Source organism: Corynebacterium sp. HMSC22B11 (genome assembly GCF_001815965.1).
Lineage (GTDB): Bacteria > Actinomycetota > Actinomycetes > Mycobacteriales > Mycobacteriaceae > Corynebacterium.
Genome location: NZ_KV823489.1, coordinates 40,246 through 65,455, shown reverse-complemented (window position 1 = coordinate 65,455; position 25,210 = coordinate 40,246). Strand labels below are relative to the sequence as shown.

The following is a 25,210-nucleotide window of genomic DNA, read 5'->3' as shown; positions in this document are numbered from 1 at the left end:
AATTATAGCTGAATATGTAGCCGACCTATGGAATAAGGACACTTTCATTGATCGCTGCTTCGTGGTGAGGGGGCTCGTGGGACCGTGACGCAGTAAACGCGAGTGCTGCGGCGGTGAGCGCAGCCGTCAGGAAAGTTCGGCCAACAGGGGGTGAAGGGTGTTCAAAATCACGGCCCGCAGGCTCCTGCGGATGCGCGTTGTCAGCGTGTTCCCAGTATTCTATTAACTATGAACAACGCCATCGCCTTTCAGGGCCCGCACAATCCCCACCCGAAGAAGCTGAAGAAGAAGGCTTATGAAAAGGAGCTCAAGCGCCTGCAGGCTGAGCTCGTCGAGATGCAGCAGTGGGTCGTCGAGACCGGCGCCCGCGTCGTCATCGTCATGGAAGGCCGTGACGCCGCCGGTAAGGGGTCGGCTATCAAGCGCATTACCCAGTATCTCAACCCGCGCTCCTGCCGCGTCGAGGCGTTGCCAGCGCCGACTGAACGCGAGAAGGGCCAGTGGTACTTCCAGCGCTACGTCGAAAAGCTGCCCACCGCTGGCGAGATCGTGATCTTCGACCGCTCCTGGTACAACCGCGCCGGTGTGGAGCGCGTCATGGGCTTCTGCACCACCGACGAGTACCGCCGTTTCCTGCACCAGGCCCCGATCTTCGAGCGCCTGCTCGTGGAGGACGGCATCATCCTGCGCAAGTACTGGTTCTCCGTCTCCGATGAGGAGCAGTACGCACGCTTCACCTCTCGCCTCGAGGATCCGCTGCGCCGCTGGAAGCTCTCCCCGATGGACCTGCAGTCGATCACCCGCTGGGAGGACTACTCCCGCGCCAAGGACGCCATGTTCGTCCACACGGACATCCCATCGGCCCCGTGGTACACGGTGGAGAGCGAGGACAAGAAGCGCTCCCGCGTGAACGTCATTGCTCACCTGCTGGATTCCATCCCGTACCACCACATTGAGCGCGAGCTGCCGGAGATCCCGGAGCGTCCGGTCTCCGAATCCAACTACCAGCGCCCGCCGCGCGAAGAGTTCCGCTACGTGCCGGATTACGCCGCCAAGCTCGAGGTCGATGAGGAGCCCAAGGGCAAGGACTCCAAGAAGTCCTAAAACCCGCCGATGGGGTAGTGGGGGCGAAGTGCGAGTAGCCTAGGGCGTCATGCTGCATGCCGTTTCCTTCGCGCTGGTTGATTCGCTCAACGCGCTGCTCATCGGAGTCATCGTTGCCCTCGGCGTGATGCTGCCGTCCGCCGCGCCCTACCGGCGTATCGCCACGCTCGTGGTGGGCGGGGACTGGCTCGGCGTGCTTGTTCTCTCCGTGGTGACCATGCTGGCCTTCGACGGGCTCGGCGACGCGGTGACCCGTGCGCTTGACTCCCCGGTCTTCGCGATCGTCCTCATCGCTATCGGTGTGCTCACCCTCGTGCTCACGCTGCGCAGCAAGCCGGGTGCCGAGCAGTCCCAGCTGCTCAACCGGATGGTGGGGCCGCTGACCACCCCATCCGCCGCGACTTTCGGCCTGGGCTTCCTGCTCGGCGTGATCCAATCCGCGACCTCGGCGCCTTTCTTCACCGGCCTGGCCTACCTTTCGGCCGGGGATTATTCCGCGGTCTTGCGCTACGTTGGGCTGTTTTTCTACGCCAGCCTGGCGCTCAGCCTGCCCGCCGTGAGTGCGGTGTTCGTCGGCCTCGTGCGTGCGTACCCGAACGGTGTCTTCGGCTCGGCGATGGCAGCCATGCGGGAGCGCAAAGCCGCGATGGCCAAGGCCGCCGGCTACCTGGTCGCGGCGGTTCTCATCCTCTTCGGCGCCTCGCTGCTGCTCTAGATTCTTTTTTGAGGACGTCAACGGCCCCGCTGCAAAAGCAGCGGGGCCGTTGGTGGTTCCGGCTGGGCGGCGGGATTGCTGTCGCGCCCACGCCCACCAGGGCGGGGCTAGTCGGCGACCAGCGTCTCCAGCGTCAGATCCGGGAACTCCTTCTCGATGAAGGCCAGCTTCCACTTATCGCCGAACAGGGCGATCAGCTCGCCGTCGCCGCGGGTGAAGATCTCCACGCCACGCTGGCGCCCCAGCTGCGGGGCGGAGGCCTCGTCGGTGCGGCGGGCCACCGAATACGGCACCGGTTCGGTGACGGTCTCCACGTTGTACTCCGCGGCCATACGCCCCTGCATCACCTCGAACTGCATCGGGCCCACCGCGGCCATCACCGGGGCGGCGTCGCCGCGCAGGTCGTTGCGCAAAATCTGAACAACGCCCTCGGACTCCAGCTGCTCCAGCGCCTTGCGGAACTGCTTGTACTTGCCCAGGGACTTCGCGCGCAGCGTCTGGAAGTGCTCCGGGGCGAACTGCGGCATCGGTGGGAACTGCACCTTCTTGCCGGTGTAGATCGTGTCACCCGGCGCCAGCGCGCCCGCGTTGACCAGGCCGATAATGTCGCCCGGATAGGCGGTCTCCACCGTCTCACGGGTCCGGCCAAACATCGTCAGTGCGTGCTTGGAGGAGAAGCTGCGGCCCGACTGGGCGTGGGTGACCTGCATGCCGCGCTCAAACTCGCCGGAAATGATCCGCATGAACGCCAGGCGGTCGCGGTGGTGGGCGTCCATGCCGGCCTGCACCTTGAACACCACGCCGGAGAAGTCATCTCCGGTATCGCGGAACTCCTGCACCGCGGCGGAGGCGCCGGACTGGGCGGCCAGCGCCTTCTCGTCGGATGTCCGGCCGGCGGGGGATGGGGCGAGCGCGCACAGGGTGTCCAGGATCTGGTGCACGCCGAAGTTCAGCATCGCGGAGGCGAAGATCACCGGCGAGGTCACGCACTGCAGGAAGAGCTCCTGATCGTGCAGTGCGCCGTCGGCAGCCAGCAGCTCGGCCTCCTCGACGGCCGTCTCCCACACATCCCCCTCACGGTCGGCGGCTTCATCCGGGGTGTAGTGCTCCTCCGGGGCGATCGTGGAACCACCGGCGGTGCGGGTGAAGTGGATGTACTCCTCCGCGTTGCCGTCTTCGTCGATGCGGGCGAGTCCCCGGAAGTCCCCGGCCTCACCGACAGGCCAGAACAGTGGAGTGGGCTGCAGATCGATCTCGCTGACGATCTCCTCCACCAGGTCCAAGGCGTCCCGGCCCACCCGGTCCCACTTGTTAATCACCGTGACGATGGGCAGCCCACGGGCCTTACACACCCGGAACAGCTTCAGGGTCTGCGGCTCCAGGCCCTTACCGCCGTCGACGAGCATCACCGCGGCATCCACGGCGGAGAGCACGCGGTAGGTGTCCTCCGAGAAGTCCGCGTGGCCCGGAGTATCCACCAGGTTGATGACGTAGGGCTCGCCCTCGTGCCCCTCCGGTGCGTAGTCGAACTGCAGCGCCGAGGAACCGATCGAGATGCCGCGGTCCTTCTCCATCTCCATCCAGTCGGAGACGGTGGACTTGCGCCCCGCCTTGCCGTGCACCGCGCCGGCCTCCTGGATGACGTGGGCGTGCAGCGCCAGCGCCTCGGTGAGGGTGGACTTACCTGCGTCCGGGTGGGCGATGACGGCGAAGGTACGGCGTCGGGTGGCTTCAGCAGCAGCGTGGGCGTTCATGAGTACCCAGGGTAGCGCCCCACAAGCCCCCAGCCCGAATCCCTCCAGCCGCTGGGCAGGAGGCGGGGCCAGTGGGCTAAACTTTCACACCATGTCCAGCACTGACCCCCAGTACATCGCGATCGATACGGTCGTGCCCGCAGTACTTGGGATCGTGCTGATGATCTTGATCTGGTCGACCCTCCGCTCCATGCTGGTGCTCTCCTCGGAGAACCGGATGCTGGGGGTGCGCATCCCCCGGATTAAACGCCTCAACCCTGTTGTCTTGGCGGCGAAGTCCGACTTCAAGAAGGCCAACACGCGGGTGCTGCTGCTGTTCGCCATCGCGGTGCTGATCGCGCTGGCACAGGAGGCGCACCGCCTGGTGGTGTGGGGTTGCGTGGTGCTGCCCGTGCTCCAGATCTGCGCGGGCTTGTGGTTCTGGGCAAAGGGGCGCCGAGCCATCCGGCAGGAGCGCCGGCTTTCGCGGTGGTGGGAGATCGGCGATGAGAATGCGGATTTCGCGGACGCGGAATCGGCCTCCGAGTCCGCCCGCAAGCAGTACGCCCACTATCAACAGCAGCCCGGCACCGTGCCCCGCTCCTTCGACCAGCTGGTGTACCCGAAGTTCGCGGGCTGGTTGTTTATCCTCGCTTACGGTGTGGTGGTCGCCGCCGGTGTGGTGGTGTGGTGGAACACTGACGTGCACAGCGGCCGGGAACTGTGGCAGGTCTACCGCACCCCGTTCTGCGCGGCGCTGCTGGCCCTGGTGGCCTTCGTCGCTTCCTACTGGCTGAGCTTTTACAACCCTTCGGCTCCCGGTCAGCGCCGCGGCCCGGAGCTCATTGTGTGCATGGCAAGGCTGCAGCGGGGGATCGCGTTGTTGACGCTCATCGGCCTCATCGTGGTGAACGTGGGCGTGATCACACCAGTCGTTCCAGCGCTCTCCGATTACGCGGATATGCTGGGCATCCTGCGGTTCGCCGGTTGGGTGTGCGCCGCCGTCGTGGCCGCTGTGGATATCCTCTGGCCTGCGCTGACGCTGTTGAGGCTGCGCCAGAAGGCGGCGGAGAGCCAACGCTCCTAACGCCCCGAAGGGCCGGTCCGCCTCGCTGTGGCTGGAGACGGCAGCGAGAGAAAAAAGGGGGCAACACTAGGGGTGGAATCCCACTTTCAATCCCAAGACAATTAGGGTTTAGGGTGGTTAATCTTTGCCCCTTTAATTTTTGGAGGTCTCATGTCCGCTTCTGCGTCCATCGACAAGCAGCAAGCTGATTGGAACGAGCGCGTCGCCCTGGCGGAAAAGATGATCCCGCTGCTCGGGCAGCTCCGCCGCGAAAAGAACGTCGTGACGTCCATCTTCGGTCGCCAGCTCATCAACGTTGCTGAGACCGACATTCTGAAGCAGCACCGCTTCGCACGTCGCATCACCAAAAACGACCTGCCGATCGCGCACACCATGCCGATCCTCGAGCGCATCGCAGAGCTCGACCTGAACACCGTCGCTGCGGACCTCGGCGCCCTGGCCACCGCATTCGATGACAAGGGTGGCGACTTCGAGGACACCGCCGCCATCGACGAGTTCCTCAAGGAGCAGTTCGCCGACGTCATCGGCACTCGCGGCGACACCCCGACCACCGACGTCGTCCTCTACGGCTTCGGCCGCATCGGCCGCCTCCTGGCCCGCATCCTGCTCGCCCAGAGCTCCGAGAAGGCCGGCCCGCGCCTGCGCGCCATCGTCGTCCGCAAGAACTCCGAGGACGACCTGCAGAAGCGTGCCTCCCTGCTGCGCCGCGACTCCGTCCACGGCAGCTTCGACGGCACCATCTGGGTCGACGAGGAGAACAACGTCATCTGGGCCAACGGCACCCCGATCCAGGTCATCTACGCCAACAAGCCGGCCGAGATCGACTACACCCAGTACGGCATCGATAACGCCATCGTCGTCGACAACACCGGCGTGTGGCGCGACCGCGAGGGCCTGGGCCAGCACCTGCAGGCCAAGGGCGTTGCCCGCGCACTGCTCACCGCACCGGGCAAGGGCGACATCAAGAACCTCGTCTTCGGCATCAACCACACCGACGTCGACCTGGACTCCGAGGACGACCGCATCCTCTCCGCCGCGTCCTGCACCACCAACGGCATCACCCCGGTGCTGAAGGTCGTCAACGACAAGTGGGGTGTGGACCACGGCCACGTCGAGACCGTCCACGCCTTCACCAACGACCAGAACCTCATCGACAACTTCCACAAGGGCGAGCGCCGCGGCCGTGCCGCAACCCTGAACATGGTGCTCACCGAGACCGGTGCCGCCAAGGCCGTCTCCAAGGCCCTGCCGGAGTTCGAGGGCAAGCTGACCGGTAACGCCATCCGCGTCCCGACCCCGGACGTCTCCATGGCCGTGCTGAACCTCAGCATGTCCCGCGAGGTCACCAAGGACGAGGTCAACAACTACCTGCGCGATGTCTCGCTCGTCTCCGAGCTGCGTCAGCAGGTGGACTACATCGACTCCCCGGAGGTCGTTTCCACCGACTTCGTCGGCTCCACCCACGCTGGTGTCGTCGACGGCCGTGCGACGATCGCTGCCGGCAAGAACCTCGTGCTCTATGTCTGGTACGACAACGAGTTCGGTTACTCCTGCCAGGTGGTCCGCATCATCGAGCAGCTGGCCAGCGCCCAGCACGCTGTGGTGCCCACCCGCGCCGCACTGGATACCCTGAACTAAGGGAGTTCCCGGGGCCGGGCAGCGCGGCCCCACAAGCGAGCTAAAGGGCCCGCGACCGATACTGGTCGCGGGCCCTTTCACGTTGCCTGTTAGCGGCTGCGCCCGTGAATCTCATTCTGGGCGATGGCCACCCCGCGGCTCACGATGAGCCGCACCGCGTCTGCCGCATCCCCCAGGGAGAGCGGCAGCCATTCGAGCTCCTGCTTGCTGAAGGGCTTGAGAACGAAGCTCGCCGGGTCCATGCGCCCCGGTGGGCGACCGATGCCCATCCGGATGCGTACGTAGTCCCGGGTGCCCAGCGCCTGGGTGGTGGACTTCAGGCCGTTGTGGCCGTTCTCGCCGCCACCGACCTTGATGCGTACCGCTGCCGGGTCGAGGTCCAACTCGTCGTGGATCACGATCACGTGCTCGGCCGGGACCTTGAAGAACTTCGCCAAAGCCCCGATCGCCCCGCCCGAGAGGTTCATGTAGCTGCGGGCCCGGGCGATGATCACCGACTGGCGATCGATCTTCGTCTGGCAGATCAGCGAGTTGGTGCGCTTGTGGGCACTCAACGTGCCTGGCATGGGAGTGAGGTCGTCCAGCAGCTCGTCGACCGCCAGATAGCCAATGTTGTGGCGCGTGGTCTCGTACTGGGCACCCGGGTTACCGAGCCCAACGACGAGCCACGGGGCATCCGCGCTGCCAGCAGCCTTCGGGGACTTCTTGGGGGAGGAGTTCTTCAGCTTTCCACACACAGTTGGAATCCTTCCATAGAAAGACCCGCCGCGCTGGGGCGCAAGGTATGGTTCATGCCTCGTGCCCGGCGCAGCGGGGGAAAGTTGCGACCCCGGCCATGAACTTGCGTTCAGCGGCCGGCGTGCAGGGGAGGGGATTAGTCCTCGGACTCTGCCGGAGCCTCGGCCTCTTCGCCTGCAGCAGCGTCCTCACCCTCGGCAGCAGCCTCGTCGTCCTCAGGCAGCTCTTCCTCCTCCGGCTCGACAATGTTGATGACGAGCTCCTCGGCGTCGGAAACCAGGACAGCGTTGGACGGCATCTTGACGTCCTTCGCCAGGATCTGCTCGCCGATCTCCAGGCCGTTGATGTCCAGGACGATCTCTTCCGGAATGTCGAGGACGTCGACCTCGAGCAGCAGGACGTCGACGTCCTGAACAACCATTGCGCCCGGTGCCGGGAGGCCCTCGTGGATGACCGGAACCTCGACCTCGACGCGCTCGCCGCGCTTGACGTTCAGCAGGTCAGCGTGGTCGATGTCCAGGGTCAGGACGTTCTGGTCGATGGCCTTGACCATCACCAGGTTGTCCTCGCCGTCGATATTCAGCTCGAACACGGCGTTGACGCCCTCATTACGGACCAGTGCGTGCAGGTCCAGGGTGTCGACGTGGACGTGGACCGGGTCCAGCTCGTTGCCGTAGACAACCAGTGGGATCCGGCCGTCGCGACGCAGGCGACGGGATGCGCCCTTACCGAACTCGGTGCGCAGAACGCCTTCGATACGAGTCAATTCAGCCATGAGTGCTCCTTAGAGTTAAGAAGTTGAAGTGTAAATATTGCGGTTGCCACTGCTTTTCTCTTCGCCCGGGATCGTTGGCCGGAAAAGAAAAAAAGCCGCGGTTTCTCGCGGCGGGTGTCCACCCCGCCCACGTGAAGCCCCTCGAATACAAGGAAGCCGCATGGCCGGGTAGTTCATCGCGCCGATAACGGCCAGCTTGTTTAAGAGCCAGCCCTCGCCGAGATCAACCGACATCTTACAAGGTGGCAGCCCACGTGGGCAAACCCCTTTTTCGGGCGCAGCGCTGCAGTGTGGCGCCTGATGCGGGTGGGGCGGTGGCGTGACGTGGGGACGGGCGGGGTGGGAAGATTGGCGACGGGGACGTCGCAGACGCGAATTAAACGAACTCGATGGTGAAGGACGAGTACTGCCCGCGGTTCTTCTCAGTGCAGGAGCCGTCTCCCTTCTGGCCTTCCGCGGTGGCTCCGAGCATGCAGCGATAACCGGTGCTCACCTCGCCGGGGCCGTGGTTGCTATACCCGCCATCCGCATATTCCTGCAGGGTGGCGCGCATCGTCTTGCAGTCGTTGTCGCCACGAGTCAACCGAGCAACCAGCTTCTTGCCATCCTTGGCCTTCACCGGTGCACACGTCCCGCCGAGTGGTACCTCGCTGTCATCTACGTAGATCTCTTTATCCGTCACACGTATGCGGTGGGGCTTGGTGCTCCTGAAATCCGGACCAGTTTTGGACTCGCACTCCAGGTCCTTTCGGCCTGCCGTGCAGGTGACCTCGCCAAGGGTAACCCGCTGTCCGGGCTTCAACTCCTTCGGAGGCTGCATGCTTCCACCGCCCGGGCTGGTGAGCGAAGTACGAGACGTCCACGCGGGACCCGTGGGGCCAGTGGCGAGCCCAAACTCGTTTTGCGGTTGTGGTCCCAAGCCGCTGGCGGGTTCCGAGTACAGCCCCGGCAGACGCTCCTGCATGTTCGAACACAGCAGCTGGTAACCCTCCGCGCCGCGCTCCTTGCGGCTGTTATCTACGCAGACGGTGCCCAGGCTCTTGACTAAGAACATGCGCACGCCTTTGTCCCCAACGTCGAATGTGGAGGCCGGAACGTCCGTCACTCCGCGTCCGCCCGGCTCCGCGTTGCCGTCTTCGTCGCCTCCGTTGCTGCCTTTCGAGCTCTTCCCCTCGGAGCCCTTGCCTCCCGTCGGCTTCGGGGCCTTGCCCGGCTTCGTGGTGGTCACCGTCACCGTCGGCGGGCCGGAGGCGTCGTCATCGGACTGGAGGCTGGAGCAACTGCTCAGGGCGAGCAGACCGGCGACCAGGACGGCGGGGATGGCGGAGCGGCGCATAGAAACCTCCACTGCATGCCGGGGCGACTGCCCGCAGCCATAAGGAACGTGATCGAAGCTAAAGATTAGCTGAGAGGTCGCTCGGGGTCCTGCTAAACCCGCCCTGCAACAGCAAACCACCCCCGGTTCCGCCCACAGGCGGGCGGAAACGGGGGTGGAGCGCGCAGGCAGGCGCAGGGGACTACTCGAAGAGAGTGGTCACCGAGCCGTTCTCGAAGATCTCGTGGATCGTCTTTGCCACCAGCGGGGCCACGGAGAGAACCGTGAGGTTATCCCAGCCTTCGGTGCTCTGCGGCAGGGTGTCGGTGGTGATGATCTCACGGGCACCGCACTCGCTGAGGCGCTCGCGGGCCGGGCCGGAGAAGACACCGTGGGTCGTGGCGATGATGACGTCGCCCGCACCGGCGTTCTTCAGCACCTGGACAGCGCCAGCGATGGTGCCGCCGGTGTCGATCATGTCGTCCAGCAGCACACAGGTGCGGCCCTCGACGTCGCCGACCACGCGGTTGGAGGTGACCTTATTGGCCACGTCGATGTCGCGGGTCTTGTGGATGAAGGCCAGCGGGGCGCCGCCCAGCTGGTTGGCCCACTTTTCGGACTCCTTCACGCGGCCGGCGTCCGGGGAGACAACCACGATGTTGTCCAGGTTGTAGTTCTCCTTGATGTGCTTGGTCAGGATCGGCAGCGCGTGCATGTGATCGACCGGACCATCGAAGAAGCCCTGGATCTGGTCGGTGTGCAGGTCCACGGAGACCAGGCGGTCCGCGCCGGCGGCCTTGAAGAGGTCAGCGATCAGGCGGGCGGAGATCGGCTCGCGGCCGCGGTGCTTCTTATCCTGACGAGCGTAAGGGTAGAACGGGAGGATCGCCGTGATCCGCTTCGCCGAGCCGCGCTTCAGGGCGTCGATCATCAGCAGCTGCTCCATCAGCCAGTCGTTCAGCGGCTGTGGGTGGGACTGCAGGACGAAAGCGTCGGAGCCACGGACGGACTCCTCGAAGCGCACGAAGATCTCGCCGTTGGCGAAGTTGCGCGCCGTGGTGGGAGTCAGCTCGACACCAAGCTCGCGGGCTACGGCCTCACCCAGCTCCGGGTGCGCACGACCCGAAAACAGCATGAGGTTCTTTTGGTTGTCGATCCAGTGAGTGGTGGACACAGATCAGCCTTCCCGAGAATTTGTTTTCTTGTTTCGCCGGTACGTTGCCGCCCGTCGATCCTTGCGCAGGATCTTTGAGGGCGCCACCCGCTCGCCGCAGTGACCAGCTTTACATGAACTGATGATAATTGCCCCGTGTTTAAAGAACCAACGAGGGCTAGGGCTACTGCCCCTGCTCCGGGGTCTCACCCTCGGGCTGCGGGGTAGCAGCCTCGCTAGCTGCGCGCTGCGCGGCCTCCGCCGCCGGGGTGCCGGGGCGGCGCTTGGCCACCCAGCCCTCGATGTTGCGCTGCTGGCCACCTGAGACGGCCAGGGCGCCGGCGGGGACGTCCTCCTTGATGACGGTTCCGGCCCCGGAGTAGGCGCCGTCGCCGACGGTGACGGGCGCAATGAACATCGTGTCCGAGCCCGTGCGCACGTGCGAGCCGATTGTGGTGTGGTGCTTGTTCACCCCGTCGTAGTTGACGAAGACGCTGGAGGCCCCGATGTTGCTGTACTCGCCGATGGTGGCATCACCCACGTAGGTCAGGTGCGGCACCTTCGAACCACGCCCGATGGTGGCGTTCTTCGTCTCGACGAAGCCGCCCAGCTTGCCCTCCTCGCCGAGCTCAGTGCCGGGGCGCAGGTAGGTGAACGGGCCGACGGTGGCGCGGGCACCGATGGTGGAGCTGAGGGCGTGGGTGCGCACCACGGATGCGCCCTCGCCAACGGTGGTGTCCTGCAGGGTCGTATCCGGGCCCACGGTGGCGTTGTCCGCGATCCGGGTGCGGCCCAGCAGTTGGGTGCCCGGCAGGATCGTGACGTCCTGGCCGACCTGAACATCTACGTCGATGCGGGTGCTGTGCGGGTCCACGATCGTCGCCCCGCCGCGCATCGTGCGCTCCAGTACGCGGCGGTTGAGCTCCTCACCGGCGCGGGCCAGCTGAACTCGGTCGTTCACGCCCGCGAGTTCCGCGGCATCGTTGGCGGTGTGGGCGCGCACCGGGTGGCCATCGGCCCGGGCGATGGACAGCACGTCGGTGAGGTAGAGCTCGCCCTGCGCGTTATCCGTGTTCAGGCGGCTCAGCGCGTCCCGCAGGATCTCGGCGTCGAAGGCGAAGACACCGGAGTTGACCTCGGTGATCGCCCGCTGTTCCTCGGTGGCGTCCTTTTCCTCGACGATCTGCATGACGTCGCCGTATTCGGATCGTACGATGCGGCCGTAACCGGTCGGGTTGTCCTGCTCGACGGAGAGTACCGTCACCGCGGTCGGTACCTCGGTGTGGGAGCGGTACAGCGCGGTGATCGTCTCACCCGTCAGCAGCGGGACGTCGGCGTTGGTGACGATGACGGTGCCCTGGAAGTCCGCCAGCTCCTCCATCGCGCACTGGACGGCGTGCCCGGTGCCGTTCTGCTCCTCCTGGACGGCCAGGTGGATCTTCCGGCCCAGGTCTTGGGCCACCTGCTCGCAGGCCGGGCCGACCTGCTCGCGGCCGTGCCCGATCACGGCCACCATGTTGCTTGGCTGCGCGCCCGCCGCGGCGTGGAGGCTGTGGGCCAGCAGAGTGCGTCCGCCGATGGCGTGCAGGGTCTTCGGCGTGGCCGACTTCATGCGCGTCCCGGCGCCCGCAGCGAGGATGACGACCGCCAGGTCCACCCCCGCAGACGTCCCACCAGCTCCCGTGGTCTGGGTTTGCGTTGGCTGGTCGGTGGCTTGGTTCCTGTTCGGAGTGCGCGACACGGCGGCAGCCCCTCCTTGAAAATCGGGTGTGGACGGTCTTGGTAGTACACCAGCATAACCGCCGCGCCGGACAAAGCTTCGCGGGCTGCGGGGCTGTGTCGCGCGCCTGATCAGGTGGGGCCTAATTCTGCCGGGCGGAAACCTCGGGCAGCTTCGCCGCGAGCAGGGAGCCCAGCGCGCCGAACGCAGCTAGAGCGCCGAGCGCCCAGAGGGTCCCCATGAGGCTCAACAGCGCGGTCAGCGCACCGATGAGCAGCAGGATGATGCCCATGAGCGTGTTGGAGACCGAGACATAGCGGGTGCGTTGATCGCCCTCAGCCATGTCCACCACATAGGTCGACCGGGACACCCGGATGGCCGCGTGTGCCACCGAGATACCGAAGAAGGCTACGGGTAGCCACCAGTACAGGGCGTCCTCCCAGGCCAGGGCCAGGCCGATGGTGATCAGCAGCAGAACGACGGCAAACAGCGCGCCGCCCGAAAGGGTGTTCTTCGAGGATTTATCCGACAATGCGCCAGAGACCCGGCCGGCGGCCAGCGAGGCCAGGCCCGCGGCCACGACGAACAGGCCCAGGCCGGTCACGCTCGAACCAGCCCGGCCCTGCAGCGTGACCAGGAAGGTGGGGGAGAGGGCGGAGGCGAGCATGAGGGAACGGACCAGCACGAAGTTGCGGAAGGGCTTGTCGTCCCGCACCAGGCCCCACACGTCGTCCCAGATGGCGCGATTCATCTCGACGAAGGAATGGGGCGGCTCAGCGAGATCTTCCTCGTCCACCAGCGGCTCCTGGATCCCCTTGAAGAGCAGGAAACTCACCAGCCAGGCACCGGCACCGGCCGCGAAAAGCACGCCGAAGGTTCCGGGGCTCAGGCTGTCACGCAGGGCGGCGATGATCAGGCCCACCACGATGGTCACCGCACCCGCGAGCGTCGTCGCGAAACCAGTGACCCGGCCGCGGTAGCCCTTCGGCATCGTGCGGCCCTGGATGTCCTTACTCGTCAGCGACACCAGCGAACGGGAGGCGGCGAGCAGCGCGAGGCCGAAGAGGATCAGCAGGCCAGCTGCCGTGCCGGAGGTGAACAGGGCAGCGCACATCGCGATGATGCAGCCCAGCGCCTGGCCCAGCGTGCCCAGCAGCAGGATCGGCAGCCGGCGGGAGCGGGCCTGGATCCATGGGCGGAGCCCCGCCTGCGGCAGCATCGACCCGGACTCCCGGATCGGCACCAACAGTGGCGCGATCCACGCGGGCGCGGCCAGCATCTGCAGCAGCCACGGCAGCGTCGTCTTCGCGCTCATGATCTGGTCGCCGATGTTTTGAAAACCAAAGGCCGTGGAGAAGCGCAGCCCGTTCTGCTCCACATTCGGCAGATCGGACTGCGGTGGCTTACCGATCAGCTTGTGGGACAGGCGCGTCGAAAAAGGCCCCTGCTCGGAGTGAGTAGGGGCCTGAGCTTGTTGGTCTTCGCTCGTCATGCTCCCCCACCAGGACTCGAACCTAGAATGACGGTACCAAAAACCGCAGTGTTGCCAATTACACCATGGGGGAATGCGCTAGCCGTCGAAGATCCCGCAGGACGACGCTAACGGCTTAACACCCTACCCCATGGCGCGCGAGGGGTGGCAAACCACCGAAGCATCAGGGCGCCGGGAGTCCGCAGGCCGCGGGGTAGGGATGTCTGCCCCCACGGCTACACTGGGGCGCTATGAGTACCACGGTCCGCCCATCGGCAAGCCAAAATACGTCCGCACCAGGGAATAGGGGGAATGCAGCCCCCGCGCTGTCGGGTGTGCTGCGGGCCGCCGCGCGCGACTCGAAGCTCAAGGGGCTGGTCACCCACATCGGTGCCGCGCAGTTGGCGATCCAAGGCCCGGACGCGGTGTGGCCCTTCGCCGTCGGCACGATCGCCCAGCACGCCCCAGTGCTGGTGATCACCGCGACCGCCCGGCAGGCCGAGGACCTCACCGAGCAGCTCAAGGCCATGCTGGGCGACGAGGTGGAGCTCATGCCCGCCTGGGAGACCCTGCCACACGAGCGCATCTCCCCGAACGTGGAGACCGTCTCCCAACGGATGAAGGTGCTCCGCCGACTGCACCGGCAGACCGCCGGCGAGCTGGGGGAGTCCGAGACCCGGATCCGGGTGGTTGTCGCGCCAGTGCGCACGCTGGTGCAGCCCATCCAGGACAGCCTCGGCGCCGTGGCCTCCGTCCATCTCGCCGTCGATCAGGAGGTGGACTTCGAACAGATCCAGCACGAGCTTGTAGAGCGTGGCTACTCCGCGGTGGACGTGGTCGCCAAGCGCGGTCACTTCGCGGTGCGCGGCGGCATTCTCGACGTCTTCCCGGCAACGGGGGAGCTGCCCGTGCGCGTGGAATTCTGGGGCGACGAGGTCTCCGACATCCGGCCCTTCAGCGTCGGCGATCAGCGCACCATCCCAGGTGTTGAGCTCGACGAGGTCACCGTCTATCCAGCCCGCGAGCTGCTCATCACCGACTCCGTGGCCACCCGCGCCGCGGAACTGGCTAAGGAAAACGCCAGCTATGCCGAGCTGGCGGATGTGTACCACAAGATCAGTGAGAAGATCGCGGTGCCCGGCATGGAAGCACTGATCCCGAGCCTCCACGACGGTGAGCTGAAGCTCCTGCCGGAATTCCTGCCCGATGGCACGCACACCATCGTGCTGGCCCCGGCCGCTGTCGAGCGCCGCGCCGCAGACCTGAAGGAGACCGGCGAGCAGTTCCTCGAGGCCGGCTGGGAGGCCGCGGCCATGGGAGCGGACGCTCCTGCCGACGGCGTGGCCTACGTGTCCGTCGCCGCGGCCCGGCATGCCCAGGCAGCACTGGAGAGGCCGTGGTGGACGCTATCCCCGCTCGGCATGTTGGATTCCGACGAAGGCTTCGACGGCGACGCCCTCCTGCTGGATTACGACGCCGCGCCCCAGCCCCGCGGTGAGATGGAGGCCATCGAGCAGATGATGGCCGATATCCGCACCCGCGTGGAGGCCGGTGGCAGGGTCGCCTTCGCCGCCCCAACGCCCACCGTCGCTGCCCGCATGCTGCGTCGCTTCCACGAGGCAGGCATCGCCGCCGAAGCTGTGGGGGTGGACCTGCGCGGCCAGCGCGGCATCGGCCGCCAGGCCACATCCAAGGCGACCCCGGACCAGGAGCCGGCACCGAAGAAGGTCAGCATCTACCACGCGGTCGCCCACGATGGCCTCGTCTTCCCAATGGCTGGGGGAGAGCAGCCCAGCCTGCTATTCCTCACCGAAACGGACGTCACCGGCAACCGCGTGGAGGCGGCGGCGACCGGCAAACGCAAGCCAGCCAAGCGCCGCAACCGCGTCGATCCGCTGGCCCTGGAGCCCGGCGACCTGGTGGTCCACGATTCCCACGGCATCGGCAAGTTCGTGAAGATGACCGAGCGCACCGTCGGCAAGGGGGCGGACGCCTCCCGCCGCGAGTACCTCGTCCTCGAATACGCACCCAGCAAGCGGGGTGGTCCGGGCGACCAGCTCTACGTCCCCATGGACCAGCTCGACCTGCTGTCCCGCTACGTCGGCGGCGAGAAGCCCGCCCTGTCCAAGATGGGTGGGGCGGACTGGAAGAACACCAAACGCAAGGCCCGCAAGGCCGTCCGGGAAATCGCCGGGGAGCTCGTGCAGCTCTACGCCCAGCGCCAAGCCGCGCCGGGCTACGCCTTCGCCCCGGACAGCCCGTGGCAGCGGGAGATGGAGGAGGCCTTCCCCTTCACGGAGACCGAGGACCAGTTCAACGCCATCGAGGCCGTGAAGTCCGACATGGAAAAGCCGGTGCCGATGGATCGCGTCATCGTGGGCGACGTGGGCTACGGCAAGACGGAGGTCGCGGTGCGCGCCGCCTTCAAGGCCGTTCAGTCGGGCAAGCAGATCGCCGTCCTCGTCCCGACGACGCTGCTCGCGCAGCAGCATATGAAGACCTTCCGGGAGCGGATGCAGGACTTCCCGACCCGCATCGCGGAGCTGAGCCGATTCACCACTCCGTCGGAATCCAAGGAGATCCTTAAGGGCCTGGCGGACGGCACCATCGACATCGTCGTGGGCACCCACCGCCTGCTGCAGACCGGAGTGACCTGGAAGAACCTGGGCCTCATCATCGTCGACGAGGAGCAGCGCTTCGGCGTGGAGCACAAGGAGCACATCAAGTCCCTGCGCACCCACGTGGACGTCCTGACCATGTCTGCTACCCCGATCCCGCGCACGCTGGAGATGTCCATGGCAGGCATTCGCGAGATGTCGACCATCCTTACCCCGCCGCAGGACCGCCACCCCGTGCTTACCTACGTCGGTGCGCAGGAGGATAAGCACGTCGCTGCCGCGATCCGCCGCGAGCTGCTGCGCGACGGTCAGGTGTTCTACATCCACAACCGGGTGAAGTCCATCGAGAAGGCGGCGGAGCACATCCGCAGCCTCGTGCCCGAAGCCCGGGTCGTGGTCGCCCACGGCCAGATGAGCGAGGAGCAGCTGGAGACCACCGTGGAGGGTTTCTGGAACCGGGAGTTCGACATCCTGGTGTGCACCACCATCGTGGAGACCGGCCTGGACATCTCGAATGCCAACACCCTGATCGTGGAGAACGCCCACCACATGGGCCTATCCCAGCTGCACCAGCTGCGCGGGCGCGTGGGCCGGTCCCGGGAGCGTGCCTATGCCTACTTCCTCTATCCGAAGGGTGAGGTGCTCACCGAGACCTCCTACGACCGGTTGTCCACCATCGCGCAGAACAACGAGCTCGGCGCGGGCATGGCCGTCGCGATGAAGGACCTGGAGATGCGCGGCGCCGGCAACGTCTTGGGCGCCGAGCAATCGGGGCACATCGCGGGAGTGGGCTTCGACCTCTACGTCCGCCTCGTTGGTGAGGCGGTGGAGGCCTTCCGGGCGATGGCCGACGGCAAGCCGGTGGACGGGCGCGAGGAGGAGAAGAAGGAGATCCGCATTGACTTGCCGGTGGATGCGCACATTCCGGTGACCTACGTGGCCTCCGAGCGGCTCCGACTGGAGGCCTACCGCAAGCTCGCGGAGGCGCAGGATGAGGACCAGATTGAGGAGGTGCTCAACGAGTTCCGGGATCGGTACGGCGAGCCGCCGGCCCAGGTGACCAACCTCGCGGTGCTGTCCCGGCTGCGGTTGATCTGCCGTGACCTGGGGGTCTCGGAGGTTGTGGCGACGGGATCTCGCATCAGCTTCAGCCCCATTGATCTGCAGGACTCCGGCCAGGTGCGGTTGAAGCGCCTATTCCCGGGGGCGACGTACCGGGCCACCACCAAGGTCGTGGTTATTCCGGCGCCGAAGGAGGGTGCGGGGATGCGGGCGGTCGCGTTGCGGGATGTGCCGCTGGCGCAGTGGTGTGCGAATGCACTCACCCAGCTGGCTGGGATCCCGGAACGGGACATCAGGGGAGGTAGTGCCCCGACGCGTTAGCCCCTCGGTGCGAAAACTTCCGAGTCACTAGCGTAAACTTTAGCCCCATGACAGTCGTACTCCTCGATCCTCGATTCCCCTCGATGATTCCCGTCGACGCCGTGACCCTGCTCAGTGGCAAGGTTTCCTATACGGAGGAGGTGCCGATCCGCATCCGCTGGGTCATCGGCGACCTCGGCGGACACACGGTCTACGAGTCCGACGTCCTCGTCACCACCGATCTGCGAAACGACCTGGTCATCGAGCGGATCGAGGAGGGCGACGAGCTGCTGGCAGCCCCGAGCCTGCTGGTGCACCTTGCTCCAGATCGGGAGTTCGGGCCGCGGGATTCCGGTGAGCTCGCCCCGGCGCACACGCCCGCGCTGCCCTCCGCGGAGGCCATCGGCCAGGCGATGTCCGGGATGGGGGAGCAGGACCCGGCGGAGGCGCTGGAGTCTTATCAGCAGTACGCCGATGCCGTGGACGATGCCTATCAGCAGTCCGCGCACCTGTACCACCAGCCGAGCTCCCAGCAGGGGGATGCGGACTACGCCGCCGACGCCGCAGCCTCGGCTGCCTATAGTGGCGAGGGTTTCGTCGAGGGCGAGGTTCTTTCCGCTGATGAGCACACCGCCGCCGTGGCGGGTAGCCGCCGCACCGCGCGCACCGAGGTGCCCGAGTCCGTCATGGATGAGATCGAGGATGCTGTGGCGCTGATGGCCCGCGCACTGCGCCAGGGCAAGTGGGAGCAGTCCATGACCCACGCCGACCTGGTGCCCTTCCTGCGGGAGGAGACCGAGGAGTTGGCGAGCACCATTGAGCTGCGGGACGTCCTCGCCGCCGTGGGCTCCGAAGATCAGGCCGATGGTGATGGCGAGGTCCCCGAGTGGGCCGAGCAGGACCTCTGCGAGGAGCTTTCGGACGTGCTGCTGCAGGTGCTCTTCCACGCGGAGATCGCGAACCGCCGTGGAGCCTTCGACATCGGGCACGTGGCCGGCGCGTTTGTCGCAAAGCTGCGTGACCGCGCACCGTACCTTTTCGAGGATGTCGAGCGCGCGGTGGGTATTCAGGAGCAAAACGACCTGTGGCGTGCCGGTAAGCAGGCTCAGGAGCAGCGCAAGCGTGAGGCACACGGTCCAGCCTTCCGCGATTACCTGGACCGGAAGGCCGAGCTGAAGCAGCAGGCCGCTGAGCAGCAAGCTGATCAGTCGCAGCGTGGCCCGCTGGGTTCGCAGGCCACCGCCAAGGACGATAACGCTGGCCAGGGGGCGTCGGCGAAGTCGGCCAGCCCCGTCTCTCAGCCCGCCCAGACTGCACACGCGACCCAGGCACAGCCGCAGCAGGCAGCGCAGCCAGCCCCAGTCGCTCAGCCAGTTCAGGCAGCCCAGCCGCGCCACACCTCCGCGCTGTCCGCAGCCGATGAGATCATCCGCGAGGCCCGCGAGCGCGGCCTGCGGGATGCAGACATCCCGACGGATATCCGCTACCCGATGGTCGGCCTCGAGCTCGACGAGCCAGGTGGGGCGGAGGACCGCCTGCTCAAGGCGGTTCAGAACTTCCGCCAGCAGCTCGACCGGATGGGACGCTAGAGCCTTCGCCGTGCGCCTTTCCGATCTTCCTTTCCGCTCGCAGGACTACCTCAAGGCGATCTTCGACGTCCAGGAGTGGAGTGGCACCGGAGTGGGGCTGACCCAGCTCGCTGCCAAGGTTGGCCAGCAGAACTCCACCGCCTCCGAGGCCGTGAAGCGGCTAGCGGCCCAGGGGCTGGTCAATCACCGCCCCTACGCGCCCATCACCCTGACGGACTTGGGTCATGAGCTCGCGATTCAGATGGTGCGCCGCCACCGGCTGATCGAAACCTATCTCTGCCGTGAGCTGGGCTATTCCCTCGATGAGGTTCACGACGAGGCCGAGGAGCTCGAGCACGCCGTCAGCGAGAAACTCCTCGCCCGCATCGACGAGCTGATGGGGTACCCGGACCGGGACCCGCACGGCGATCCGATCCCGAACGCGGCGGGCCAGCTCCCCAAAACCGAGTCCTTCCCGCTTTCCGAGGCAGCCGTCGGCGATGTGCTGTGCGTGGAGCGGGTCTCCGACTCCGATCCTGACCTGCTCCGTCACCTGGAGGGCAGTGGCGTGACCCCCGGGGTTTACATTCGCGTCGACCCCCGGCCTTTCGAAGCGCTCGCCGAATTCAGTATCGTGTCCGGTACGCGATCCGGTTCGGTGGTGTCCCTGCCCGCCGCGCAGTTAGCTGCGGTTCGGTGCATCCGTCCCGCGTAGCCCACCGCCACCGGTATCATTCTTTGCCTATGCCCAAATCACGCCGCAAGGGCGCTACTCAGCGCGCCAGCGGGAAGGAAGTCCTGTGAATCACAACCGCTACGAGCCCGCGGCCTCGGTCCCACGCCGTCGCCGCTCCGGGTGCGCTGTGATGGGCTGCGGCGTCGTCGTGGTCGCCCTGCTGAGCATCATCGCTCTGGTGGGTTTTCTGGTGGCCGCCTTCACCGGAAACTCGCCGATCAAGGCCAATCGTCTTCCCATCCCGGACGACGTCCCGCCCGCCGCGGCAGCGCCTGCGCCGACCATTGATATCCATCAGCCGGGACGCACCGCCAACCAGCTGGCCCGTTGGGCGCGTGGTCAGGTGTCGGAGACGAACATCCCCTATCAGGCCCTGATCGCCTACGGGAATGCGGAGAACATCGCCCGCCAGACCCGCCCGGAGTGCGGGCTGCGTTGGAACACCCTCGCTGGCCTGGGCTTTGTGGAAACCAAGCACGGCTCCTACGCCGGCTGGACCCTACGCGGCACGAAGCTCAATGATCAGGGAACCGCGGACCCGAAAATCTTCGGTCCCCAGCTCAACGGGGAGAAATTCGCCCGCATCGAGGACACGGACGGCGGCAAGCTCGACGGGGACAAGGAATTCGACCGCGCGATGGGGCCGATGCAGTTCATCCCCGAAACCTGGCAGCACTACGGAGTGGACGCCAACGGCGACGGGGTGGCGGATCCGCAGAACATCGACGACGCGGCCGCCGCGGCTGCCCGCCTGCTCTGCGACTTCGGCCGCGACTTGAGCACCCCGGAGGGGTGGACGCAGGCGATCCGCTCCTATAACCAGTCGGATCAGTACGTCCGCGACGTGCGCGACGCCGCGGCGAATTACGCGCTGGGGCAGGCCGCCAGCGTCATCTAGCGCACTGTAGCGGCTGGCCCCAGGGTGTGGTTTAACGCACCGACTCGCGCATAGCCCACTCGACGGCGTCGAGCGGCAGCTCCGGGTCGACGCTGTCGCGAGCCTCGCGCACTGCGCCGAGGTAGGTGCCGTAGTCCGCGGCGGACCAGTCGGAATCCTTCTCCAGGCCCGCGATCTTCGCGCGGTTGGAGCAGATCACCAGCGGCTTATCCTCACCGGCAGCCTGAGGGCCGGCAAGGAAGTAGGCGATATAGGAGGCGAACTTCGCCGGCAGGCCGATCTTCGTCAGCGCCTCGTACTGCGCTGCTGGTTCCTTGGACTCCAGGGTCGGGATCGTCTTGAGCAGGCTGGCGGCCTTGGCCTTGTTGCGCAGGAACTGCTGCAACGGCAGCACCGCCTGGGACTGACCCGCCCCGTAGGCGAAGGCAGCACCGATGAAGTCGATGACCCGATCCCGGGCGTAGCCGGAAGCAACGGCGTCTTCCGCGAAGCTAAACACTTCTGCGCGCGTGATGGAGGCGGTGGCGTCGTCCCGGAAGGGTGGGACGTGGCGCAGGTGGAACGGCCAGCCGGACTTCCAGCGGCGAGGGGAGAAGGTGACCGAGTCGTTCATGACCTTCTCGGTGGTGGGGGACACTTTATTTACAGCATCAACGATCTGATTCATGGCCCCATTGTGGCAGAACGTGGCTCGGGGGCGAGGCGTGTGGGTCGATCGGAGGTCAAATGGCGGGCGCATGGCAAAATAGAGGTGGCTAGAATAGTTCCTGGCTTTCGGGTCCGGGGCCGGTGCGATGGCGCCGGGCTTACCCCGCCCGCGCCAGTGGTCAAAGCAACGTCGAATGTGCCTAGGAGGCAGACACAGATGGCCGGAATCCTTAACGTCAGCGCGCTGGAGATCATGGACTCCCGCGGTAACCCCACCGTCGAGGTCGAGGTCATCCTCGACGACGGTTCGATGGGCCGTGCCGCCGTGCCTTCGGGCGCGTCCACCGGTGTCCACGAGGCGCACGAGCTGCGCGACGGCGGCGATCGCTACCTCGGCAAGGGCGTTGCCAAGGCTGTCGAGTTCGTCAACACCGAGATCGACGACGCCCTGGCTGGCCTGGAGGCTGACGATCAGCGCCTCATCGACCAGACCCTGCTGGAGCTCGACGGCACCGAGAACAAGTCCCGTCTGGGCGCCAACGCCCTGCTCGGCGTGTCCATGGCCGTCGCCCACGCCGCCGCTGACTCCGCTGGCCTGGAGCTTTTCCGCTACGTCGGAGGCCCGAATGGCCACGTCCTGCCGGTGCCAATGATGAACATTCTCAATGGCGGCGCGCACGCGGACTCCGGCGTGGACGTCCAGGAGTTCATGATCGCCCCGATCGGCGCGGCGACCTTCGCCGAGGCACTGCAGGTCGGCGCCGAGGTCTACCACAGCCTCAAGGCCGTCATTAAGGCCAAGGGCCTGTCCACCGGCCTGGGCGACGAGGGCGGCTTCGCCCCATCCGTCGAGTCCACCAAGGCAGCCCTGGATCTCATCGTCGAGGCCATCGAGAAGGCCGGCTATACCCTGGGCGAGGACGTCGCCCTGGCCCTGGACGTGGCTTCCTCCGAGTTCTACGAAGACGGCGTGTACAACTTCGAGGGCGGCAAGCACAGCTCCGCCGAGATGGTTGAGGTCTACGCCGACCTGGTCGAGCAGTACCCGATCGTCTCCATCGAGGACCCGCTGGACGAGGACGACTGGGAGGGCTACGTCACCCTCACCGAGAAGCTCGGCGACAAGATCCAGATCGTGGGCGATGACCTCTTCGTCACCAACCCGGCCCGCCTGCAGGAGGGCATCGACCGTGGGGCGGCCAACGCCCTGCTGGTCAAGGTGAACCAGATCGGTACCCTCTCCGAGACCTTCGACGCCGTGGAGCTGGCACACCGCAACGGTTACCGCACCATGATGTCCCACCGCTCCGGCGAGACCGAGGACACCACCATCGCCGACCTGGCCGTTGCCCTGAACTGCGGCCAGATCAAGACCGGTGCCCCGGCCCGCTCCGAGCGTGTCGCGAAGTACAACCAGCTGCTCCGCATCGAGCGCTACCTGGAGGGTGCAGCAGGCTACGCGGGTCGCTCCGCTTTCCCCCGCTTCAAGAACTAGGGCGAGCGGACTAGAATAGCCCGTTATGACCCACCCCTCCCGCGATCATTCGCCCCGCCCCGCTGGCAGTGACCAGCGCGGTGGGGCGAACGCGGATTCAGCGGATTCCGCGGGCCAGCGGCTGCCGCAGGCGCGCTCCATGGAGCGCAATCAGGCCCGTCGCCGTCGGATGCGGCAGGCGCCCAAGCGCGTGGCACGCCGCTTCGTCGCCCTGCCGTCCCGAATGAGCCCCGTTGCCGCGATCGTTGTGATCCTGGTGGTCGGTCTGATGGCCCTGTCTCTGGCCACCCCGCTGCGCAACTACTACGAACAGCGCACGGAGCTGGCCCAGCTGCAGAGCACCATCCAGGAGCAGGAGCGCCACAAAGCGGAGCTCCAGGCGGAGCTCAACCGCTTCGAAAACGAGGACTACCTCAAGGAGCAGGCTCGCATCCGGCTCGGCGTGATCGAGCCCGGCGAGTCCGCCTACCGCATCATCTCGCCGAAGATCACCGGGGCGGCGGGGGAGGACGCCCCCGGGGCGGGGAAGAGCCCGTCGGAGCAGGAATACGAGAACAGCCCGTGGTTTAAGAAGCTGTGGGACTCCGTGGCCGTCGAACCTGGGGAGGAAGCTCCGGGCGACGCCGGTAGCGCCCCCGCCGGGCAGGGCGAGGATCAGGACCCCGGCGGCAACCCCGAGGGTGGCGAACAGCCAAGCGGCGATATGAAACTTCCGATCCTGCCCGACAATCAGCCATAATCGCCGGAGTCGGCACGCCCCGCGGAAGAGCTTGGAAGGACCCAAGCCCGCGGGCTTTTTCAAGAGGAGAATGAATGACGGTCAGTCGTGAAGACCTGGACATCATGGCCGCCCAGCTCGGCCGAGAGCCGCGCGGTGCGGTGGAGGTCAGCTACCGAACCCCGGACGGCCAGCCAGCCGTCGTGAAGACCCACCCCCGGCTGCCGGACGGCACCCCGTTCCCGACGCTGTACTACCTCACTGACCCCCGACTGACCGCAGAGGCCAGCCGCCTGGAGGTCGCCGGCGTCATGAAGACAATGCAGGAACGCCTCGGTGAGGACGAGGAGCTGCAGCGGGACTACCAGGCTGCCCACGAGCACTACCTGGCCACGCGCAACGCAATGGAGGACCTCGGCACTGAGTTCTCGGGCGGGGGCATGCCCGATCGGGTGAAGTGCCTGCACGTCCTCATGGCCTACGCGCTGGCCGAGGGGCCGGAACGCCTCCGGCTCGGGACCGAGACCGTGGCGCTGGCCGTGGAGCACGACCCGAGCCTGTCCGGCACTGCGATTCCGGCCGATTGGCCGACCTCCGAGGAGCTGGGTATCTCCCTCGTCCAGGCCACTACCGTGGAGGGAGCGGAGAACACCGGCATGTTCCTGCCCGAGCGCGAACGAGACCAGAGGAGCTAGACACATGGCCCAGGCCGACGCCCCACGTCGCTTCGCCGCGATCGACTGCGGCACGAACTCCATCCGCCTGCTCATCTCCGAGCGGGCGGCCGACGGGACGCTGACGGAGCTCAACCGCGATAACATCATCGTCCGGCTCGGCCAGGGCGTGGATGCCACGGGTGGTTTCGCACCGGAGGCCCTCCAGCGTGTCGACGACGCCCTGGCCACCTACGCCCAGCGCATGGTGGATCACAACGTCGAGGACGTGATGATGGGGGCGACGAGCGCCACCCGTGATGCGAAGAACCGCGACGAGTTCTTCGCTATCACCGCCCGCCACCTGGGGCGTATCGTCGACGGCCGCCAGGCTGAGGTCATCAGCGGCGAGCAGGAGGCGGAGCTGAGCTTCGCCGGGGCCGTCGCCGACCTGCCGTCCGGAACCCCGGAGCGCATCTGCGTCATCGACTTGGGTGGCGGCTCCACCGAGTTCGTCGTCCATGACGTTGACGCCGACGGCGCCGTCGCGGACACCGGTACGGTCGAGGCCTACTCCGCGAATATGGGCTGCGTGCGGCTCACCGAGCGCTATCTGCACAGCAATCCGCCGACCGCGGAGGAAATCGCAGCGGCGGAGGACTTCGTCGCCACGCAGCTCCGCGAGGTGGAGGAGCACGTCGACCTCACCGGTGTGACTCGCCTGGTGGGTGTGGCTGGAACCATGACCACGCTCAGCGCGATCACGCAGGGGCTGGATAGCTACCAGCCGGAGAAGATCCACCTGAGTCGCTTGCCGCTGCGCACGTTCCGGGATACCGCCATCGACCTGCGGGATAAGACCGTCGACCAGCGCCTCGAGTGCGGTCCCATGCACCCCGGCCGCGCGGACGTCGTCGGAGGTGGCGCGGTGGTCATCGACGCGGTCGCCAGCCGCTTCCTGGCCCTGGGCGTCGAGGAGATCACGATCAGTGAGAAAGACATCCTCGATGGTATGTTGGCAAAAGTTATGCGCCGAAACGGCGCTTAGAATCCGCGCGCCCTAGC

Annotated in this window: 20 protein-coding genes and 1 tRNA gene; 12 read left to right on the top strand and 9 right to left on the bottom strand. The window is 66.3% G+C overall.

Annotated features, from left to right (window positions below):
• Nucleotides 1-228: 228 nt before the first annotated feature.
• A complete protein-coding gene (ppk2, locus tag HMPREF3088_RS04560) occupies nt 229-1,104 on the top strand; it encodes a polyphosphate kinase 2 (protein ID WP_070758634.1) in 876 nt (291 codons plus the stop codon).
• A gap of 49 nt (nt 1,105-1,153) precedes the next feature.
• Nucleotides 1,154-1,819 (top strand): hypothetical protein, encoded by a 666-nt coding sequence (locus HMPREF3088_RS04555; protein WP_070758633.1) that lies wholly within the window; start codon nt 1,154-1,156, stop codon nt 1,817-1,819.
• Nucleotides 1,820-1,926: 107 nt separating this feature from the next.
• Here the strand turns inward: HMPREF3088_RS04555 and HMPREF3088_RS04550 are convergent, their stop codons facing one another.
• Entirely contained in the window at nt 1,927-3,573 is a 1,647-nt protein-coding gene (locus HMPREF3088_RS04550) for a peptide chain release factor 3 (RefSeq protein ID WP_070758632.1), read from the bottom strand.
• A 91-nt stretch (nt 3,574-3,664) separates the two neighbouring features.
• On the opposite strand from HMPREF3088_RS04550, the gene HMPREF3088_RS04545 reads away from it, so the two are divergent.
• Both HMPREF3088_RS04545 and HMPREF3088_RS04540 read left to right on the top strand, forming a co-directional pair.
• Nucleotides 3,665-4,639: a hypothetical protein gene (locus HMPREF3088_RS04545; RefSeq protein ID WP_070758631.1), complete on the top strand. Its 975-nt coding sequence runs from the start codon at nt 3,665-3,667 to the stop codon at nt 4,637-4,639.
• Nucleotides 4,640-4,789: 150 nt separating this feature from the next.
• Nucleotides 4,790-6,277: a glyceraldehyde-3-phosphate dehydrogenase gene (locus HMPREF3088_RS04540; protein WP_070758630.1), complete on the top strand. Its 1,488-nt coding sequence runs from the start codon at nt 4,790-4,792 to the stop codon at nt 6,275-6,277.
• A gap of 89 nt (nt 6,278-6,366) precedes the next feature.
• On the opposite strand, the gene pth is transcribed toward HMPREF3088_RS04540, so the two are convergent.
• From pth to HMPREF3088_RS04505, 7 genes are all read right to left on the bottom strand, one after another.
• Nucleotides 6,367-7,014 (bottom strand): aminoacyl-tRNA hydrolase, encoded by a 648-nt coding sequence (pth, locus tag HMPREF3088_RS04535; RefSeq protein WP_070758629.1) that lies wholly within the window; start codon nt 7,012-7,014, stop codon nt 6,367-6,369.
• A 137-nt stretch (nt 7,015-7,151) separates the two neighbouring features.
• Complete coding sequence (locus HMPREF3088_RS04530; RefSeq protein ID WP_012359831.1) at nt 7,152-7,790, bottom strand: 50S ribosomal protein L25/general stress protein Ctc; 639 nt, start codon at nt 7,788-7,790, stop codon at nt 7,152-7,154.
• A gap of 376 nt (nt 7,791-8,166) precedes the next feature.
• Nucleotides 8,167-9,126, bottom strand: coding sequence for a hypothetical protein (locus HMPREF3088_RS04525; RefSeq protein ID WP_070758628.1), 960 nt, complete (start codon nt 9,124-9,126; stop codon nt 8,167-8,169).
• A gap of 181 nt (nt 9,127-9,307) precedes the next feature.
• The gene (locus HMPREF3088_RS04520) at nt 9,308-10,279 is read right to left on the bottom strand and encodes a ribose-phosphate diphosphokinase (protein WP_070758627.1); all 972 of its coding nucleotides are present in this window, start codon (nt 10,277-10,279) and stop codon (nt 9,308-9,310) included.
• Between the two features lie 163 nt (nt 10,280-10,442).
• Nucleotides 10,443-11,915, bottom strand: coding sequence for a bifunctional UDP-N-acetylglucosamine diphosphorylase/glucosamine-1-phosphate N-acetyltransferase GlmU (glmU, locus tag HMPREF3088_RS04515; protein WP_256374470.1), 1,473 nt, complete (start codon nt 11,913-11,915; stop codon nt 10,443-10,445).
• A gap of 205 nt (nt 11,916-12,120) precedes the next feature.
• Complete coding sequence (locus HMPREF3088_RS04510) at nt 12,121-13,470, bottom strand: MFS transporter (protein WP_246818045.1); 1,350 nt, start codon at nt 13,468-13,470, stop codon at nt 12,121-12,123.
• Between the two features lies 1 nt (nt 13,471).
• Nucleotides 13,472-13,543: transfer RNA gene (locus tag HMPREF3088_RS04505), tRNA-Gln, on the bottom strand.
• Between the two features lie 157 nt (nt 13,544-13,700).
• Here HMPREF3088_RS04505 and mfd point away from each other — a divergent pair.
• The 4 genes from mfd to HMPREF3088_RS04485 all read left to right on the top strand — a co-directional run bounded on the left by mfd (nt 13,701) and on the right by HMPREF3088_RS04485 (nt 20,631).
• Nucleotides 13,701-17,450, top strand: coding sequence for a transcription-repair coupling factor (gene mfd / locus HMPREF3088_RS04500; RefSeq protein WP_070758625.1), 3,750 nt, complete (start codon nt 13,701-13,703; stop codon nt 17,448-17,450).
• 47 nt (nt 17,451-17,497) lie between these two features.
• A complete protein-coding gene (locus HMPREF3088_RS04495) occupies nt 17,498-19,018 on the top strand; it encodes a MazG nucleotide pyrophosphohydrolase domain-containing protein (protein ID WP_070758624.1) in 1,521 nt (506 codons plus the stop codon).
• 10 nt (nt 19,019-19,028) lie between these two features.
• The gene (locus HMPREF3088_RS04490; protein WP_070758623.1) at nt 19,029-19,712 is read left to right on the top strand and encodes a metal-dependent transcriptional regulator; all 684 of its coding nucleotides are present in this window, start codon (nt 19,029-19,031) and stop codon (nt 19,710-19,712) included.
• A gap of 151 nt (nt 19,713-19,863) precedes the next feature.
• Nucleotides 19,864-20,631, top strand: coding sequence for a lytic transglycosylase domain-containing protein (locus tag HMPREF3088_RS04485; RefSeq protein ID WP_070758666.1), 768 nt, complete (start codon nt 19,864-19,866; stop codon nt 20,629-20,631).
• A 31-nt stretch (nt 20,632-20,662) separates the two neighbouring features.
• Here the strand turns inward: HMPREF3088_RS04485 and HMPREF3088_RS04480 are convergent, their stop codons facing one another.
• A complete protein-coding gene (locus tag HMPREF3088_RS04480; RefSeq protein WP_070758622.1) occupies nt 20,663-21,298 on the bottom strand; it encodes an 8-oxoguanine DNA glycosylase OGG fold protein in 636 nt (211 codons plus the stop codon).
• 198 nt (nt 21,299-21,496) lie between these two features.
• On the opposite strand from HMPREF3088_RS04480, the gene eno reads away from it, so the two are divergent.
• From eno to HMPREF3088_RS04460, 4 genes are all read left to right on the top strand, one after another.
• On the top strand, nt 21,497-22,774 hold the full coding sequence (gene eno / locus HMPREF3088_RS04475; RefSeq protein ID WP_070758621.1) for a phosphopyruvate hydratase: 1,278 nt from the start codon (nt 21,497-21,499) through the stop codon (nt 22,772-22,774).
• 25 nt (nt 22,775-22,799) lie between these two features.
• Entirely contained in the window at nt 22,800-23,513 is a 714-nt protein-coding gene (locus tag HMPREF3088_RS04470) for an FtsB family cell division protein (protein WP_070758620.1), read from the top strand.
• A 74-nt stretch (nt 23,514-23,587) separates the two neighbouring features.
• Nucleotides 23,588-24,187 (top strand): DUF501 domain-containing protein, encoded by a 600-nt coding sequence (locus HMPREF3088_RS04465; protein ID WP_070758619.1) that lies wholly within the window; start codon nt 23,588-23,590, stop codon nt 24,185-24,187.
• A gap of 4 nt (nt 24,188-24,191) precedes the next feature.
• Nucleotides 24,192-25,193, top strand: coding sequence for a Ppx/GppA phosphatase family protein (locus HMPREF3088_RS04460; RefSeq protein WP_070758618.1), 1,002 nt, complete (start codon nt 24,192-24,194; stop codon nt 25,191-25,193).
• Nucleotides 25,194-25,210: the final 17 nt, after the last annotated feature.